Source organism: Pelomicrobium sp. P1 (genome assembly GCF_052805615.1).
In genome coordinates this window covers 1-15,318 of record NZ_JBRBEM010000015.1, presented here as the reverse complement: position 1 = coordinate 15,318, position 15,318 = coordinate 1, and the positions used below count along the sequence as shown (strand labels likewise).

Genomic DNA, 15,318 nt, shown 5'->3' with positions numbered 1-15,318 from the left:
AGGCGCCATGGGACGGCCCCCCCTGGACAGGCACGTCGCGCGCCCCGGCGTGATCGCCCAGGCGGGGGAGGTCCTGGAGCGGGTGCTCGCTATGGAGCATCCGGCGGACGCGGTGCTGAGCCGCTACTTCCGCGAGCATCCCCACCTGGGGGCCCGGGACCGGGCCTTCGTCGCCGAGGCGGTCTACGCGGTGCTGCGCCACGCCCGGTTCCTGGAGGCGGCGGGGGTGGCGAGCCCGCGCAGCCGCATCCTGGCCGCCGCGTTCCGCTTCGGCGGATTCAAGCTGCGGGAACTGGAGCCCCTGTCGGAGGAGGAACGGGGGTGGCTCGCCGGACTCAAGGGCCTGCGCTACGAGAACCTGCCGCTTCCCATTCAGGCGGAGCTTCCCGACTGGCTCTGGGCGCGCCTCGCGGCGGCCTACGGGGAAGCGGTAGCCCTTGCCATCGGCCGCAGCCTTCAGCATCCGGCCCCCCTGGACCTGCGGGTGAACACCCTGCGCTCGGATCGGGACGCCGTGCTTGAAGCGCTGGCTGAGGAGGGGATACAGGCGGCGCCGACCCCCTATTCGCCCGTGGGCATCCGCGTGCGGGGCAAGCCGTCCATCCAGCGCAGTCGCCTGTTTCTCACGGGTGCGGTGGAAGTGCAGGACGAGGGGAGCCAGTTGCTCGCCTACCTGGTGGCGCCGCGCCGGGGGGAGATGGTGGTGGACTTCTGCGCCGGCGCGGGGGGCAAGACTCTCCACCTGGGGGCGCTCATGGGCTCCCAAGGCCGCGTCTACGCCTTCGACGTGGCCGACCGGCGTCTCGCCCAGCTCAAATCTCGCCTCAAGCGCTCCGGCCTCTCCAACGTCTATCCCCAGCGGATCGACTCGGAAAACGACGCCCGGGTGAAGCGCCTCGCCGGCAAGATCGACCGGGTGCTGGTGGACGCCCCCTGCAGCGGCAGCGGGACCCTGCGGCGCAACCCGGACCTCAAGTGGCGCCAGTCCCCTGGCACCGTCGCCGCCCTCGCCCGCGTCCAGGCTTCCCTCCTGGACGCCGCCGCCCGGCTGGTGAAGCCGGGCGGGCGCCTGGTCTACGCCACCTGCAGCCTGCTGGAGGAGGAGAACGAAGCCGTCGTGGATGCGTTCCTCGAGCGCGCGCCCGCTTTCTCCCCGGTGCCTGCGTCCGAGGTGCTGGCGCGTCATGACATTTTCATCGACACGGGCTCCCGGCTGCGCCTGCTGCCCCACGTGCACGGCACCGATGGATTCTTCGCCGCCGTGCTGGAGCGCGCCCGCTGAGCGACCCAGGCGGGGCCGCGCGGAAACACGGGCGGCGGCAGATGCTCTTGGAATGTTCCCTTGACTCCCCCCGGGAATCCTGTAGACTCGTTCCAGCAGTTCGCCTGCAGTTTTCCCTTTCTTAAACAAAACAAGGACTTCAGTTTTATGATGGATCTTCCCTGGTGGGGGTACGTGGTCTATACCCTCGCCGTCACCCACGTCACCATCGCCGCCGTCACCATTTACCTGCACCGGCACCAGGCCCATCGGGCGCTGGACCTGCATCCCCTCGTCAGCCACTTCTTCCGCTTCTGGCTGTGGCTCACCACCGGTATGGTGACCCGGGAGTGGACTGCCATTCATCGCAAGCACCATGCGCGGTGCGAAACCGAGGAAGATCCCCACAGCCCCCAGATCGTGGGCATCCGCAAGGTGCTGCTGGAGGGCACCGAGCTCTACCGCCAAGAAGCCAAGAACGCGCAGACGCTAGAGCGTTACGGCTACGGCACGCCCGACGACTGGGTGGAGCGCAACGTCTACACCCGGTTCAGCACCTGGGGCGTCGTCCTCATGCTGGCGATCGACGTGGCCCTGTTCGGCCCCATCGGCATCACCATCTGGGCCATCCAGATGCTGTGGATTCCGGTGCTCGCCGCTGGCGTGATCAACGGTCTGGGCCACTACTGGGGCTACCGCAACTACCAGACCGAGGACGCGAGCGCCAACATCTTTCCCTGGGGCATCCTGATCGGGGGCGAGGAGCTGCACAACAACCACCACGCCTACGCCTCCTCGGCGAAGCTTTCCGCCCGCTGGTACGAGTTCGACATCGGCTGGCTCTACATCCGCCTCCTCGCCGCCCTCGGGCTCGCCCAGGTGAAGCGGGTGGCGCCGAAGCTCAAGCTCGATCCGGCCAAGACGGCTCCCGACGCGGAGACGCTGCAGGCGATCATCACCCACCGCTACGAAGTGCTGGCAGGCTACGCCAAAGCCGTCAAGCGGGCATGGAAGGAAGAGATGGCCTGGCTCAAGGAGCGACTGCCCCGGCACGGCGTGCGCGTCGATCCCGCCGCTGTGAAGCGCTGGCTGCTGCGCGATCAGGACGAGCTGGAGGCCCAGGAGCGGGAGAAACTCTCCTTGGTGCTGCGACACAGCCGAGCGCTGGAAACCCTTTATTCCATGCGCCAGGAGCTGACCGCCTTGTGGCAGCGCTCCACTCTAAGCCGGGAACAACTGGTCAAGCAGCTCCAGGACTGGTGTCAGCGGGCGGAGCAGAGCGGCATCGCCCAGCTTCAGGAGTTCTCCCGGCGGCTTCGTTGCTACGCCTGAACCGGGCCGCCCAGGCTTGGCGGTAGGAAAACGAAAGGGCCCGCCATCGGCGGGCCCTTTGCGCTGGCGCGAGCCTTCCCGGCCCGGGCGTTACTTGAGCTTGGTTTCCTTGAAGATCACGTGCTTGCGCGCCACCGGATCGTACTTCTTCAGCTCCAGCTTGTCGGGCGTGGTGCGCTTGTTCTTGGTGGTGGTGTAGAAGTATCCGGTCCCGGCGGTGGACTCGAGCTTGATTTTTTCGCGCATGGCGGCGGCTCCTTCCTCAGACCTTCTCGCCGCGGGCCCGCAGATCGGCGAGCACCGCATCGATGCCCTTCTTGTCGATCAGGCGCAGCCCCGCGTTGGAGATCCGCAGCTTCACCCAGCGCCGTTCGCTTTCCACCCAAAAGCGGCGGTACTGCAGGTTGGGCAGAAAACGGCGCTTGGTCTTGTTGTTGGCGTGGGACACGTTGTTCCCCACCATGGGGCGCTTACCGGTGACTTCGCAGACTCGTGCCATGGCAGGCTACCTGACGGGATGATCGAAAGGCGCGCATTGTAGCCTCGTTTGCACGCCTATTTCAAGCTCTTAGAGCAGGCCCCGTTCGGCGAAGGACACGCAGCCGCCGGCGGCCACCACGAAGTGGTCCAGGACCTGGACGTCCACCAGGGCGAGGGATTGCTTCAGCGCCCGGGTCAGGCTCACGTCGGCCTGGCTGGGCTCGGCCACACCCGAAGGGTGGTTATGGGCGAAGATCACGGCGGCGGCGTTCAAGGCAAGGGCCCGCTTGACCACTTCCCGGGGATAGACGCTGGTCTGGGTCAGGGTGCCGGCGAAGAGCTCTTCGGTTTCGATCACCCGGTGCTGGGCATCGAGAAACAAGGCGAGAAAGATTTCCCGCTCCCTGCCCTGCAGCCACAGCCGCAAGTATTCCCGCACGGACGCGGGGGAGGTGAGGGCGCCATCGCGCTTGAGCTCTTCCCTGAGGGCGCGCCGGGCCATCTCCAGCACGGCCTGCAATTGAACGTACTTGACCGGCCCGAGCCCGGGGATGGCGCAGAAGTCCTTGAGGCTTGCGGCGAACAGGGCGGAGAGGCTCCCAAAGTGTGCGAGCAGCCGTCGGGCCAAGTCGACCGCGCTCATGCCCTTGACCCCGGTACGGAGGAAAATGGCCAGCAACTCGGCTTCGGAGAGGGCCTGAGGCCCGGCGGCGAGGAGCCGTTCCCGAGGGCGCTCCGCCTCGGGCCAGTCGGGGATGGCCATCTTTGCGCTTCTCCTTCGGCGATTTCCCGAAACGGGGCCATAGTTTACACTTCCACCATCGATTTCCTGCCAGTTTTTCCCTCGCGTCATGGATGATTTCCAGACCAGACATCTGGTCCTCGGACTGACCGGTGGCATCGCCGTCTACAAGGCGGCGGAGCTCACCCGTCTCCTGGTGCAGGAAGGGGTGAGTGTCCAGGTGGTGATGACGGAAGCGGCAACCCGCTTCGTCGCCCCCGCGACCTTCCAAGCCCTCTCCGGCCGCCGGGTCTATACCGACCTGTGGGATCCCCGGGTCGAAAACCACATGGCCCATATCGAACTCTCCCGGGCTGCCCGGGCGATCCTGGTGGCGCCAGCGAGCGCCGATTTCCTGGCCAAGCTCGCCCATGGCTTCGCCGACGACCTGCTCTCCGCCCTGTGCCTCGCCCGGGAGTGCCCGCTGTTGGTGGCCCCGGCCATGAACCGGCAGATGTGGGACAACCCGGCGACCCGGCGCAACATGGCCCAGCTCGCCGCCGATGGGGTGGAAATCCTGGGACCCGGGAGCGGGGATCAGGCCTGCGGCGAAGTGGGGCCGGGCCGCATGCTGGAGCCCGACGAGCTGCTGGAGGCGACGCTGGCGGTCTTCCAGTCCAAGGCGCTGGCGGGCCTACGAGCCCTGGTGACGGCGGGCCCCACCTTCGAGGCCATCGACCCGGTGCGGGGCGTCACCAACTTGAGTTCGGGAAAAATGGGCTTTGCCATCGCCCGGGCGCTGCGGGAAGCGGGGGCGCAGGTGACCCTCATCGCCGGCCCCGTGAGCCTTTCCACCCCTTATGGGGTCACGCGCCACAACGTGGTGAGCGCGGAAGAGATGCTGGAGGCGGTCAAGGCGCGGGTGGCGGACGCCGATCTATTCGTTTCCGTGGCGGCGGTGGCGGATTTCCGACCGGCGCGGGCGAGGGAGCACAAGATCAAGCGATCAGGCGGCGGCCTGACGCTGGAGCTCGTCCCCAATCCGGACATCCTGGGTTACGTGACGAGCCTGCCCGAGCCTCCCTTCTGCGTAGCTTTTGCCGCCGAGAGCGAACGGTTGGAAGAACATGCCGAGGCCAAGCGCCGGGCCAAGGGTGTGCCGCTGCTTGCAGCGAACCTGGTCCAGGAGGCCGTCGGGGCGGAGGAGAACCAGGTGGTGTTGTTCGACGACGAAGGCCGCCACCCGCTATCCCGAGGATCCAAGCTCCAGGTGGCGCGGGCCCTCGTGGGCCGCATCGCCGTCCTTTGGCCCGAATGGCGCCGCCGGCGTTCGGGAGCGGGCGCCCGCGCGGCCCGCTAGTAAGAGCATGTCCCTTCCAGATCCAGCAAACCTTTTTCTCCGAGGCTCCCTGTGATCGTCGACGTGAAGATCCTGGATGCGCGCCTGAAGGCGTTGCCGCCCGAGTATGCCACCCCTGGATCGGCGGGGCTGGACCTGCGCGCCTGCATCGACCGGGCGATGACCATCGAGCCGGGGGAGGCCCAGCTCGTACCCTCGGGGCTCGCGGTGCACCTCAAGGACCCGGGCTACGCCGCCCTGGTGCTTCCCCGCTCCGGCCTAGGGCACACGCACGGGCTCGTGCTGGGCAATCTGGTGGGCCTGATCGACTCCGACTACCAGGGCCAGATCTTCGTCTCCTGCTGGAACCGGGGGAGCCAACCCTTTCTCCTGAACCCTCTGGAGCGGATCGCCCAGCTCGTGGTGGTACCGGTGGTGCAGGTCAAATTCAACCTGGTGGACGCTTTCGTCGAAAGCCTTCGCGGCGCGGGCGGCTTCGGCAGCACGGGCCGGCACTGAGCGGAAAGTGGCGGCGGTGAGTTCCGCGGTCATCCTCTTCGCCCACGGCGCCCGGGACCCGGAGTGGCGCGCGCCCTTGGAGGCGGTGCGACTGGGGGTGGCGCAGCGCCTTCCCGGCGTGCGGGTCGAGCTCGCCTTTCTCGAGCTCATGGAGCCCAGCCTGGAGGCAGCGGTAGCGCGCCTCGCTGAGGAAGGGATCGCCCGCATTACCCTGGCGCCCCTGTTCCTTGCCCCGGGCGGCCATCTCAAGCGGGACCTGCCGGCGCTGGTGGAGGCCCTCTCCCGGCGCCATCCCCAGGTCTGCCTGCGGGTGACGCCCGCCCTCGGCGAGGCGGAGGAGCTTCAAGGGGCGATTGCCGAATGGGTGTGCGCGCAATATCGAAGGCCATGACCCGCCCGGGGGCGAGCCTCGCCGCGGTCTGGCTTCTGCTATGGGCAGGGACGACGGCAGCCGCCGAGTGGGTGACCCTTTCGATTCGCGGGCATGCGGTGCGGGCGGAGCTAGCGGTCACGCTCGCCGAGCGGACCCGCGGGCTCATGCACCGGACGGGGCTGCCCGCGGGGGAAGGCATGTTGTTCGTTTTCGAAACCCCTGCCATCCAGGGCATGTGGATGGCCAATACGATCATCCCCCTCTCGGTCGCTTTCATCGATCCCCAGGGGATCATCATCAACATCGCCGACATGGAACCTTTGAGCGAGCGCCTTCATTCCTCCACGGCTCCGGCCGCCTACGCCCTGGAAGTGAACCGGGGCTGGTTCGCCGCCCGGGGAATCGGCCCGGGGGACCGGGTGGAGGGCCTGGAGGCCGCTGCGCGCCGGGTGCGAGAGCGGAAATAAAAAAGCCGCACCCGAGGGTGCGGCTGTGGCGCTCAACGCCTGATCAGCTCGCCGCTTTCAGCTTGGGCCGGTTCGGGTCCTGGAACTGCTCTTCCTCGGTGGAGCCGGTGAGGGCCGTGAGGGACGAGGCGCCCCCCTGGATCACCTGGGTGATCTCGTCGAAGTAGCCGGTGCCCACTTCCCGCTGGTGCTTGGTGGCGGTGTAGCCCAGCTTCTCCGCCGCGAACTCCGCCTCCTGCAGCCGCACGTAGGCGGTCATGCCTTCCCGGGCGTAGCCATGGGCCAGCTCCCACATGCTGTAGTTGAGGGCATGGAAGCCCGCCAGGGTGATGAACTGGAACTTGTAGCCCATGGCGCCCAGCTCCCGCTGGAACTTGGCGATGGTGGCGTCGTCCAGGTTCTTCTTCCAGTTGAAGGAGGGGGAGCAGTTGTACGCCAACATCTTGTCCGGATACTGGCGGTGGATCGCCTCGGCGAAGGCCCGGGCGAACTGGAGGTCGGGCTTGCCGGTTTCACACCAGATGAGGTCGGCGTAGGGGGCATAGGCGAGGCCCCGGGCGATGGAGGCTTCCAGCCCGTTGCGCACTCGGTAGAAGCCTTCGGCCGTGCGCTCTCCGGTGACGAAGGGCTTGTCCCGCTCGTCCACGTCCGAGGTGAGCAGCGTAGCCGCCTCCGCGTCGGTGCGGGCGAGAAGGACGGTCGGCACCCCCAGGATGTCGGCCGCGAGGCGCGCCGCGATGAGCTTCTGGACCGCCTCCTGGGTGGGGACCAGCACCTTGCCGCCCAGGTGGCCGCACTTCTTGGCGGAGGCGAGCTGGTCCTCGAAATGCACCCCGGCCGCCCCCGCTTCGATCATGTCCTTCATGAGCTCGTGGGCGTTCAACACCCCGCCGAAACCCGCTTCCGCGTCGGCGACGATGGGCACGAACCAGTCGATCTCATCCTTGCCCTCCGCGTGGTGGAGCTGGTCGCAGCGGACGAAGGTGTTGTTGATCCGGCGCACCACGTTGGGAACGCTGGTGACCGCGTACAGGGACTGGTCCGGGTACATCTCCAGGCTGTCGTTCGCGTCCGCCGCCACCTGCCAGCCGGACAGGTAGATCGCCTTCAAGCCCGCCTTGGCCTGCTGCATGGCCTGGTTGCCGGTGAGGGCGCCGAGGGCGTTTACGTAGGGCTCGGTGTTCAGGTATTTCCAGAGCTTTTCCGCCCCCAGCCGAGCGAGGGTGTATTCGATGCGCACCGTGCCCCGCAGACGCACCACGTCCTCCGCGGTGTAGGGCCGCTGGATCCCCTTCCATCTGGGGTTTTTCGCCCAGTCGTTTTTAAGCTGGGCGATCTCCTGTTCACGACTCATCTAATCTCTCCTCTGCATCAGAAATTAGGTGGGTTCGCAGGGAAACTCCCCGCGTCTCGTCGGCCGGCCGGAGGCGAGGGGCCCGCGTCGGGTGGACGGAATACCGCTCGCAACCGGATCTTGGCCGGGACGCCCCGGATGCCCGGAAACGCCCCTTTCACGGGGGCAGCCAGAGGTCGGATCTGGCGGACCTCAGGGAATCGGCGGAGGTGGTGCCGATTCCGGTCTTTGCCTCCCTCTGCGGGTGGACGTCGGGAAGCACGTGAAGCTCTTCCAGTCTAATCAGGGTCAATGATGCTATGCAACAAAAAAACAAGGACAACCTCTTCGCAGTAAATTCAGTTACCTACCGTTGTTACGACCCTCGATTTTCCATGATTCGAAATCAGCTTCCGCCGTTTCACGGCCGCTCGCCGCCCGCGGGCTCGAGCGGGGGTTTGGCGGCCCCCACGAAATCTCCTAAGGTAGGGGAAAGTCCAGGCATAAGGGTGTCCGCCGGTCGCCGCCTCTTTCAGGTATTATATAAGATATAAGACTCATCACTTCCTACTCTCCCAAGGAGCTCGCATGTACAAGCACATCAAGATCCCGTCCGAGGGACAGAAAATCCGCGTCCTGCCCCGCGGGGCCCTGGAAGTTCCCGATCAGCCGGTGATCCCCTTCATCGAGGGCGACGGGATCGGCGTCGACATCACGCCGGTCATGCGCGAGGTGGTGGACGCCGCCGTCCGCAAGGCCTATGGCGGCAAGCGCAAGATCGTGTGGATGGAAATCTACGCGGGGGAAAAGTCCACCCGCGTTTACGGCAAGGACGTGTGGCTCCCGGACGAGACCCTGGAGGCGGTGCGGGAATACGTGGTGTCCATCAAGGGGCCCCTCACCACGCCGGTGGGCGGAGGCATCCGGTCGATCAACGTGGCCCTGCGCCAGGAGCTGGACCTGTACGTATGCCTGCGGCCGGTGCGCTACTTCCGGGGGGTGCCGAGCCCCCTCAAGCACCCGGAGAAGACCGACATGGTGATCTTCCGGGAGAACTCGGAGGACATCTACGCCGGGATCGAGTGGCCGGCGGAATCCGAGGGGGCGCGCAAGGTGATCCGCTTCCTCCAGGAGGAGATGGGGGTCAGGAAGATCCGCTTCCCCGCCACCTCCGGCATCGGCGTCAAGCCCGTGTCCCGGGAAGGTACCGAGCGCCTGGTGCGCAAGGCCATCCAGTACGCCATCACCAACAAGCGCCGCTCGGTGACCCTGGTGCATAAGGGCAACATCATGAAGTTCACCGAGGGAGCCTTCCGGGATTGGGGCTATGCCCTGGCGAAGCGGGAGTTCGGGGCCACGGAGGTGGACGGGGGGCCCTGGGTCAAGCTGCCTCAGGGGATCGTGGTCAAGGACGTGATCGCGGACGCTTTCCTGCAGCAGATTTTGCTGCGTCCCGAGGAATACGACGTGATCGCCACCATGAACCTGAACGGGGACTACATTTCCGACGCCCTGGCGGCCCAGGTGGGGGGGATCGGGATCGCGCCGGGCGCCAACATGAGCGACAGCGTCGCCATGTTCGAGGCGACCCATGGCACCGCGCCCAAATACGCCGGCAAGGACTACGTGAACCCGGGTTCCATCATCCTATCGGCGGAAATGATGCTCCGGCACATGGGCTGGATCGAGGCGGCCGACCTGATCCTCCGGGCCATGGAGGAGACGATCAAGGCCCGGCTGGTGACTTACGACTTCGCCCGGCTCATGGAAGGAGCGACCCAGGTGTCCTGCTCCGGGTTCGGCAAGGCCATGATCGAGCGGATGGGCGGGGCGGGGAGCCGGCAGGCGGCCGGCGGCTGAGGCGGCGGCAAGGTCCCCAAAAAAAGCCCGCCGAGGGGCGGGCTTTTTATTTCTGGCTGTTCCGCCCGGTCAGGAGACCGTCACGATGTTGGAGGCTTGCTTGCCCTTGGGGCCTTGGACGATGTCGAAGCTCACCTTCTGGCCTTCCTTGAGGGTTTTGAACCCGCTCATGTTGATCGCCGAAAAGTGGGCAAACAGATCCTCGCTGCCGTCGTCCGGGGTGATGAAGCCATAGCCCTTCGCGTCGTTGAACCACTTCACAGTACCGGTTGCCATCTACATCTCCATGATAAACAATCAAACAGTCCTGACCGGGCGGGTTGCGGACCCTGCCAGGGCGGGCTTGCTGCGCTTGCCCGTCCACCCCGGAATCCGGTGCCCGAGCGGGTTTTTTTACGCCAAGCTCCTGTCCCAGTCAATTTCCTGAAGCCTCCGGCGGGTTCTGGAGGGTGGCGGCGGGCGTCGTCGCCGGGGGCGCTTCCCGGATCGACCCGCCGGGGCAGATCCCCGGGACTTGACCTTGGCACGTGAAGGGTCGGGCACGGGGCCCGGATCGGGGGTCCCGGGGCCGACCGTCGGCCCCGCGGCGCCAAGCGTCCCCGGGGACTTGCAAAATCCTTCGCAATCGACAAGTATTAACGGGCGAGTTGTGCTGTGTTTTTTGCCGTACTCGATGCCATTTGCCATGGCTGCCGGAAATCGGGAAGGTGTCGTACTCGAGCCGCAGAAGAGTCGGGTCAAGCCGCCGCCCCTGTTCAAGGTGGTGTTGCTCAACGACGACTATACGCCGATGGACTTTGTGGTCACGGTGCTCCAGACCATCTTTTTCATGAGCCGCGAACGGGCGACGCAGATCATGCTCAAAGTCCATAGGGAAGGCAGTGGGGTTTGCGGCGTGTACCCGCGCGACGTCGCGGCTACGAAGGTGGAGCAAGTGATGGCTTTCGCGAGGCAGCATCAGCACCCGCTCCGGTGTGTCATGGAGGAAACCTAGGAATGATCGCGCAGGAACTTGAAGTCAGTCTGCACATGGCCTTCGTCGAGGCCCGGCAGAAGCGCCACGAGTTCATCACCGTGGAGCATCTGCTGCTCGCGCTGCTGGACAACCCGACGGCGGCCGAGGTCTTGCGCGCCTGCGCTTGCGATATCGAAGACCTGCGCCGACTGTTGACCGATTTCATCAACCAGCACACCCCCAGAGTGCCGGGCAGCGGCGAGGTGGACACCCAGCCCACCCTGGGCTTCCAGCGGGTGATCCAGCGCGCCATCCTCCACGTCCAGTCCTCGGGCAAGAAAGAGGTGACCGGGGCCAACGTGCTGGTGGCCATCTTCGGGGAAAAGGACTCCCACGCGGTCTATTTCCTGCATCAGAAAGGGGTGACCCGGCTGGACGTGGTCAACTACATCTCCCACGGCATCACCAAGGTGCCCCAGGCGAACGCCGGTAAGGCCGAGACCGACAGCGAGGCCGAAGCCGACGGCTCCCCGGGCGGGGCGCTGGAGTCCTACACCACGGACCTGAACGCCCAGGCCCTCGCCGGCAAGATCGATCCGCTGATCGGGCGCGAGCGGGAGCTGGAGCGGGTGGTGCAGACCCTGTGCCGACGGCGCAAGAACAACCCGTTGTTGGTGGGCGAGGCGGGGGTCGGGAAAACCGCCATCGCGGAAGGGCTCGCCCGGCGCATCGTGGAAGGGGAGGTGCCCGATATCCTGTCGAACGCCCGGGTCTACGCCCTGGACATGGGGGCGCTGCTCGCCGGCACCAAGTACCGGGGCGACTTCGAGCAGCGCCTGAAGGCGGTGCTCAAGCAACTGGTGGACAACCCCAACGCGATTCTCTTCATCGACGAGATCCATACGCTAATCGGGGCGGGGGCCGCCTCGGGCGGAACGCTGGATGCTTCCAACCTGTTGAAGCCGGTGCTCAACTCCGGCCAGCTCAAGTGCATCGGCGCTACCACCTACAACGAGTATCGGGGCATATTCGAGAAGGACCGGGCGCTGTCGCGCCGCTTCCAGAAGATCGACGTGAGCGAGCCCACGGTGGAAGAGACGGTGGCGATCTTGCGGGGCCTCAAGTCCCGCTTCGAAGCCCACCACGGCGTCAAGTACACGGCCACGGCCTTGCAGACGGCGGCGGAGCTCTCCGCCCGCTACATCAACGACCGGCATCTGCCCGACAAGGCGATCGACGTGATCGACGAGGCCGGCGCGGCCCAGCGCATCCTGCCCAAGTCGAAGCAGAAGAAGGTGATCACGCGCCACGAGATCGAGGAGATCATCGCCCGCATCGCCCGCATTCCCTCCAAGCACGTCTCCAGCGACGACCGCCAGGCGCTGAAGACCCTGGATCGGGACTTGAAGGCGGTAGTGTTCGGCCAGGACCAGGCGATCGACGCCCTGGCGGCCGCCATCAAGATGGCCCGCAGCGGCCTGGGCAATCCGCAGAAGCCCATCGGTTGCTTCCTGTTCTCCGGCCCCACCGGGGTGGGGAAGACCGAGGTCGCGCGCCAGCTCGCTTACGCCATGGGCATCGAACTCATCCGCTTCGACATGTCCGAGTACATGGAGCGGCACGCGGTGTCGCGCCTGATCGGCGCCCCGCCGGGCTACGTAGGCTTCGACCAGGGGGGCTTGCTCACCGAAGCCATCATCAAGCACCCCTACGCCGTGTTGCTGCTGGACGAGATCGAGAAGGCCCACCCGGACATCTTCAACATCCTGCTCCAGGTGATGGACCACGGCACCTTGACCGACAACAATGGGCGCAAGGCGGACTTTCGCAATGTGGTGCTCATCATGACCACCAACGCGGGCGCGGAGTCCCTCACCAAGGTGTCCATCGGCTTCACCCCGTCCACCACTCAAGGGGACGAGCTGGCGGAGATCAAGCGCCTGTTCACACCGGAATTCCGCAACCGCCTGGACGCCATCATCTCCTTCTCGCCCCTGTCCTACGAGGTCATTCTGCGGGTGGTGGATAAGTTCCTCATGCAGCTCGAGGAACAGCTCCACGAGAAGAAGGTAGAGGCCACCTTTACCGAGGCTCTGCGGGATTACCTCGCCAAGCGCGGTTTCGACCCCCTCATGGGGGCCCGTCCCATGGCCCGGCTGATCCAGGACACGATCCGCCGGGCGCTGGCGGACGAGCTGCTCTTCGGGCGGCTCGCGAACGGCGGCAAGGTGACGGTGGACATCGACGAGAACGAGAAAGTGCGGCTCAACTTCGCCGACGACCAGGTGGAAGTCGTGTAGCCATATCCCCCCGCCCTCCCGAGCCTTGGGCTCAGGAGAACCAGCGGAGAAAGGCAGCCGCGGTGAGCGCCATCGCGCCGAGAACCAAGAGCAAGAACCACACGGCATCGCTGTGAGGCGGTTTGCGTCGCCAGATCGCGCTTACTAGCACCGTTGCGGTCGCGAGCCCCAGCACAGCGCAAGCGATCTTTACTGAGAGTGCAGCCGCCGCGACCAATTGTAGCTCCGGCAGCCGGCCGTAGTAATAAAGACTGGCCGTTCCAAGCAGCAGACCGCTTATCAGTTGTACAGCCCAGGCTACCCAGAGGAGGCGCGCGAGCTTCGCCCGGACAGCTTCCGCTACCTTTGCTGGCCACAGAGAGAAAAACGGCGCCCCCACGGCAGCCGCTGCCCCTAAGTTGTGAATGACCTGCAGCAGCGCATATGCGAGGCTGTCTTCCAGATGTGTCTCCTATTTTTCGACCACGACCCGGATGCAGTGCTCGACCCCGATAGGGGCATGGGCCTTGTTCACGACTTTAAGGCATATTTCGTTTGCGCCGGCCGCCAAGCCCTCTAGGCGATAGGTACCAGTCCGTTTTCGCAGGATGCCGACTTCCCGTCCATCGATCACGACGTGGACGTGATTTCCCTTGGCCCCAGGGTTAATCTCGTAAGTCAGGGTATGACGAGAAATTCCGCTAAGGACTGCCCCATCCGTCGGGGAAAGAATTTTCGCGTATGGGGCATCAGCAGACGCGTCTAGTGCGAAAAGGCATGTCCAAGCGAAAAAAATTAATCGAAATGCCCCTGTCTTGCTGCTCGAAAGGTGATCTTCCCGTCCGTGGGGGCGGAAACCGCGGGTAGAGGATCCGCAGTGGATACTTCGATGACTTTGGACCGTTTTAGGACCGCCCATTCAATTTTTTTCCTATGCCGTACTCGCGCATTTTGCGCCAAAGCGTCGTGCGCCCGATGTTCAGAATTTTCGCCGCTTCGCCGAGATTTCCCTGGCAGCGAGCAATGGTGTCGGTGATGAGCTGTTTCTCGTGCTCGTCCAGGGTGCGTGGCGCCTGTGTTCGTGAGGGAACCGGCTGGATTGGCTGGCCGACTCGTATGGGCTCCGGGAGGTCTTCTGGGCGCAGTAACGGGCCGGGAGACACCGCCACCGCCCATTCCAAGGCATTTTGCAGCTCACGGATGTTGCCGGGATAGTCGTGTTTGAGAAGCAGATCCAGAGCTTCCGGGCCGATTTCATAAGTCTTGCCCATTCGCTGAGACAGAGCAGACAGGAAATACCGTACCAAAGGAGCGATGTCTTCCCGCGCGTTCGCGCAAGGGCGGCATATGGATCCTGGCGACGTTGAGCCGGTAAAACAGGTCACGGCGGAACTCTCCTCGGGCAACCGCCTCTTCAAGATCGGTGTTGGTGGCGGCGATGACGCGCACGTCGACGGCGATATGGCGATTTGCACCCACCCGCCTGATCTCTCGATCCTGGAGCACTCCCAGCAGTTTGGATTGCAGATTGGCGGATAGCGTGCCAATTTCATCCAGGAACAAGGTTCCTCGATGCGCCTCCTCGAACAGACCCTTGCGACTGTGAATGGCGCCGGTAAAAGCGCCTTTTTCGTGGCCGAAGAGTTCGCTCTCCAGCAAAGGTTCCGGAACTGCGGCGGCGTTTATGGATACGAACCTGCCTTTCGCCATCGGACTGTTGTAATGGATCGCCTTGGCGATCTGCGTCTTCCCTGTGCCAGTCTCGCCCGTAATCAACACGGTGAGGGGCGTCAGCGCGATCTTTTGGATTTGTTCCAGCACCGCCTTCATCGCCGGGCTTTCGGCGATCAGCGGATAGGCGCCGAAGACGGGATCGACCTCCCGCCTCAAGCGCTGGACCTCGCTCAACAGAGCGCTTTTTTCCAAGGCCTTCTTTACCTTGAGGACGATTTCGTTGTTCTTGAACGGCTTGGTGATGTAGTCGAAAGCCCCTAATCTCATGGCTTCCACGGCTGATTCGATCGTGCCGTAGGCAGTCATGATGATTACCGCCGTTCTCGGCGAGTGTTTTTTGGCCTCCCGCAGGACGTCGATGCCGGACAAAGGCTCCATCTTGAGATCGGCAAGGACCACCTCAGGCTGGAGATCTCGCAATAGCTCAACTACACCCTCGCCGCTTCCCACCGAGACCGCCTGGTAACCTTCTTTCCGGAGCAGGATTTCCAGGGTACGGCGCATCCCGGGTTGATCGTCGATGATGAGAATAGAATTCAGGGAACCTCTAATAATTCACTCATTCTAACGCCCCAACAACAAAACGCGAGAAACGACGATGCTCCAATCCGGTTTCTTTGATCTCGAAGATCGCTTCGGCAAGCTCGATCAGCTGGGCGATCCGC

16 protein-coding genes are annotated in these 15,318 nt (G+C 64.8%); 9 read left to right on the top strand and 7 right to left on the bottom strand.

Features of this window, described 5'->3' with window-relative positions; translation table 11 throughout:
• The first annotated feature begins 7 nt into the window (after positions 1 to 7).
• Together ACUVYZ_RS13895 and ACUVYZ_RS13890 are read left to right on the top strand one after the other, a co-directional pair.
• Positions 8 to 1,282, top strand: coding sequence for an RsmB/NOP family class I SAM-dependent RNA methyltransferase (locus ACUVYZ_RS13895; RefSeq protein ID WP_439935110.1), 1,275 nt, complete (start codon positions 8 to 10; stop codon positions 1,280 to 1,282).
• Between the two features lie 147 nt (positions 1,283 to 1,429).
• The gene (locus ACUVYZ_RS13890) at positions 1,430 to 2,593 is read left to right on the top strand and encodes a DesA family fatty acid desaturase (protein WP_439935111.1); all 1,164 of its coding nucleotides are present in this window, start codon (positions 1,430 to 1,432) and stop codon (positions 2,591 to 2,593) included.
• Positions 2,594 to 2,683: 90 nt separating this feature from the next.
• On the opposite strand, the gene rpmG is transcribed toward ACUVYZ_RS13890, so the two are convergent.
• The 3 genes from rpmG to radC form a co-directional block, all read right to left on the bottom strand.
• Positions 2,684 to 2,839 (bottom strand): 50S ribosomal protein L33, encoded by a 156-nt coding sequence (rpmG, locus tag ACUVYZ_RS13885; protein ID WP_333840983.1) that lies wholly within the window; start codon positions 2,837 to 2,839, stop codon positions 2,684 to 2,686.
• Between the two features lie 16 nt (positions 2,840 to 2,855).
• Positions 2,856 to 3,092 carry a 50S ribosomal protein L28 gene (gene rpmB / locus ACUVYZ_RS13880; protein WP_439935112.1) on the bottom strand — a complete coding sequence of 79 codons (237 nt, stop codon included), beginning with the start codon at positions 3,090 to 3,092 and terminating at the stop codon, positions 2,856 to 2,858.
• Between the two features lie 69 nt (positions 3,093 to 3,161).
• Complete coding sequence (gene radC, locus ACUVYZ_RS13875) at positions 3,162 to 3,836, bottom strand: RadC family protein (RefSeq protein ID WP_439935114.1); 675 nt, start codon at positions 3,834 to 3,836, stop codon at positions 3,162 to 3,164.
• A gap of 88 nt (positions 3,837 to 3,924) precedes the next feature.
• Between radC and coaBC the strand changes: the two genes are divergently transcribed.
• Genes coaBC through ACUVYZ_RS13855 form a run of 4 tightly spaced genes read left to right on the top strand, consistent with a single transcriptional unit; the run spans position 3,925 to position 6,492 of the window.
• Positions 3,925 to 5,154 (top strand): bifunctional phosphopantothenoylcysteine decarboxylase/phosphopantothenate--cysteine ligase CoaBC, encoded by a 1,230-nt coding sequence (gene coaBC, locus ACUVYZ_RS13870; RefSeq protein ID WP_439935115.1) that lies wholly within the window; start codon positions 3,925 to 3,927, stop codon positions 5,152 to 5,154.
• Between the two features lie 51 nt (positions 5,155 to 5,205).
• A complete protein-coding gene (dut, locus tag ACUVYZ_RS13865; RefSeq protein ID WP_439935116.1) occupies positions 5,206 to 5,652 on the top strand; it encodes a dUTP diphosphatase in 447 nt (148 codons plus the stop codon).
• 7 nt (positions 5,653 to 5,659) lie between these two features.
• Positions 5,660 to 6,043 carry a sirohydrochlorin chelatase gene (locus tag ACUVYZ_RS13860; protein ID WP_439935117.1) on the top strand — a complete coding sequence of 128 codons (384 nt, stop codon included), beginning with the start codon at positions 5,660 to 5,662 and terminating at the stop codon, positions 6,041 to 6,043.
• Complete coding sequence (locus tag ACUVYZ_RS13855; protein WP_439935118.1) at positions 6,013 to 6,492, top strand: DUF192 domain-containing protein; 480 nt, start codon at positions 6,013 to 6,015, stop codon at positions 6,490 to 6,492. The genes ACUVYZ_RS13860 and ACUVYZ_RS13855 overlap by 31 nt, the downstream gene beginning before the upstream one ends.
• Positions 6,493 to 6,535: 43 nt before the next feature.
• Here the strand turns inward: ACUVYZ_RS13855 and aceA are convergent, their stop codons facing one another.
• Positions 6,536 to 7,846 carry an isocitrate lyase gene (aceA, locus tag ACUVYZ_RS13850; protein ID WP_439935119.1) on the bottom strand — a complete coding sequence of 437 codons (1,311 nt, stop codon included), beginning with the start codon at positions 7,844 to 7,846 and terminating at the stop codon, positions 6,536 to 6,538.
• Between the two features lie 567 nt (positions 7,847 to 8,413).
• Between aceA and icd the strand changes: the two genes are divergently transcribed.
• Entirely contained in the window at positions 8,414 to 9,685 is a 1,272-nt protein-coding gene (icd, locus tag ACUVYZ_RS13845; RefSeq protein WP_439935120.1) for an NADP-dependent isocitrate dehydrogenase, read from the top strand.
• Between the two features lie 69 nt (positions 9,686 to 9,754).
• Here the strand turns inward: icd and ACUVYZ_RS13840 are convergent, their stop codons facing one another.
• Positions 9,755 to 9,961 carry a cold-shock protein gene (locus ACUVYZ_RS13840; protein ID WP_439935121.1) on the bottom strand — a complete coding sequence of 69 codons (207 nt, stop codon included), beginning with the start codon at positions 9,959 to 9,961 and terminating at the stop codon, positions 9,755 to 9,757.
• Positions 9,962 to 10,370: 409 nt separating this feature from the next.
• On the opposite strand from ACUVYZ_RS13840, the gene clpS reads away from it, so the two are divergent.
• Together clpS and clpA are read left to right on the top strand one after the other, a co-directional pair.
• Positions 10,371 to 10,679 (top strand): ATP-dependent Clp protease adapter ClpS, encoded by a 309-nt coding sequence (gene clpS / locus ACUVYZ_RS13835; protein WP_333840974.1) that lies wholly within the window; start codon positions 10,371 to 10,373, stop codon positions 10,677 to 10,679.
• Between the two features lie 2 nt (positions 10,680 to 10,681).
• A complete protein-coding gene (gene clpA, locus ACUVYZ_RS13830) occupies positions 10,682 to 12,940 on the top strand; it encodes an ATP-dependent Clp protease ATP-binding subunit ClpA (protein WP_439935122.1) in 2,259 nt (752 codons plus the stop codon).
• 884 nt (positions 12,941 to 13,824) lie between these two features.
• On the opposite strand, the gene ACUVYZ_RS13825 is transcribed toward clpA, so the two are convergent.
• Entirely contained in the window at positions 13,825 to 14,190 is a 366-nt protein-coding gene (locus tag ACUVYZ_RS13825; RefSeq protein WP_439935123.1) for a helix-turn-helix domain-containing protein, read from the bottom strand.
• Positions 14,174 to 15,157 carry a sigma-54-dependent transcriptional regulator gene (locus ACUVYZ_RS13820; RefSeq protein ID WP_439935124.1) on the bottom strand — a complete coding sequence of 328 codons (984 nt, stop codon included), beginning with the start codon at positions 15,155 to 15,157 and terminating at the stop codon, positions 14,174 to 14,176. Before ACUVYZ_RS13820 ends, ACUVYZ_RS13825 begins: the two co-directional genes overlap by 17 nt.
• Positions 15,158 to 15,318: the final 161 nt, after the last annotated feature.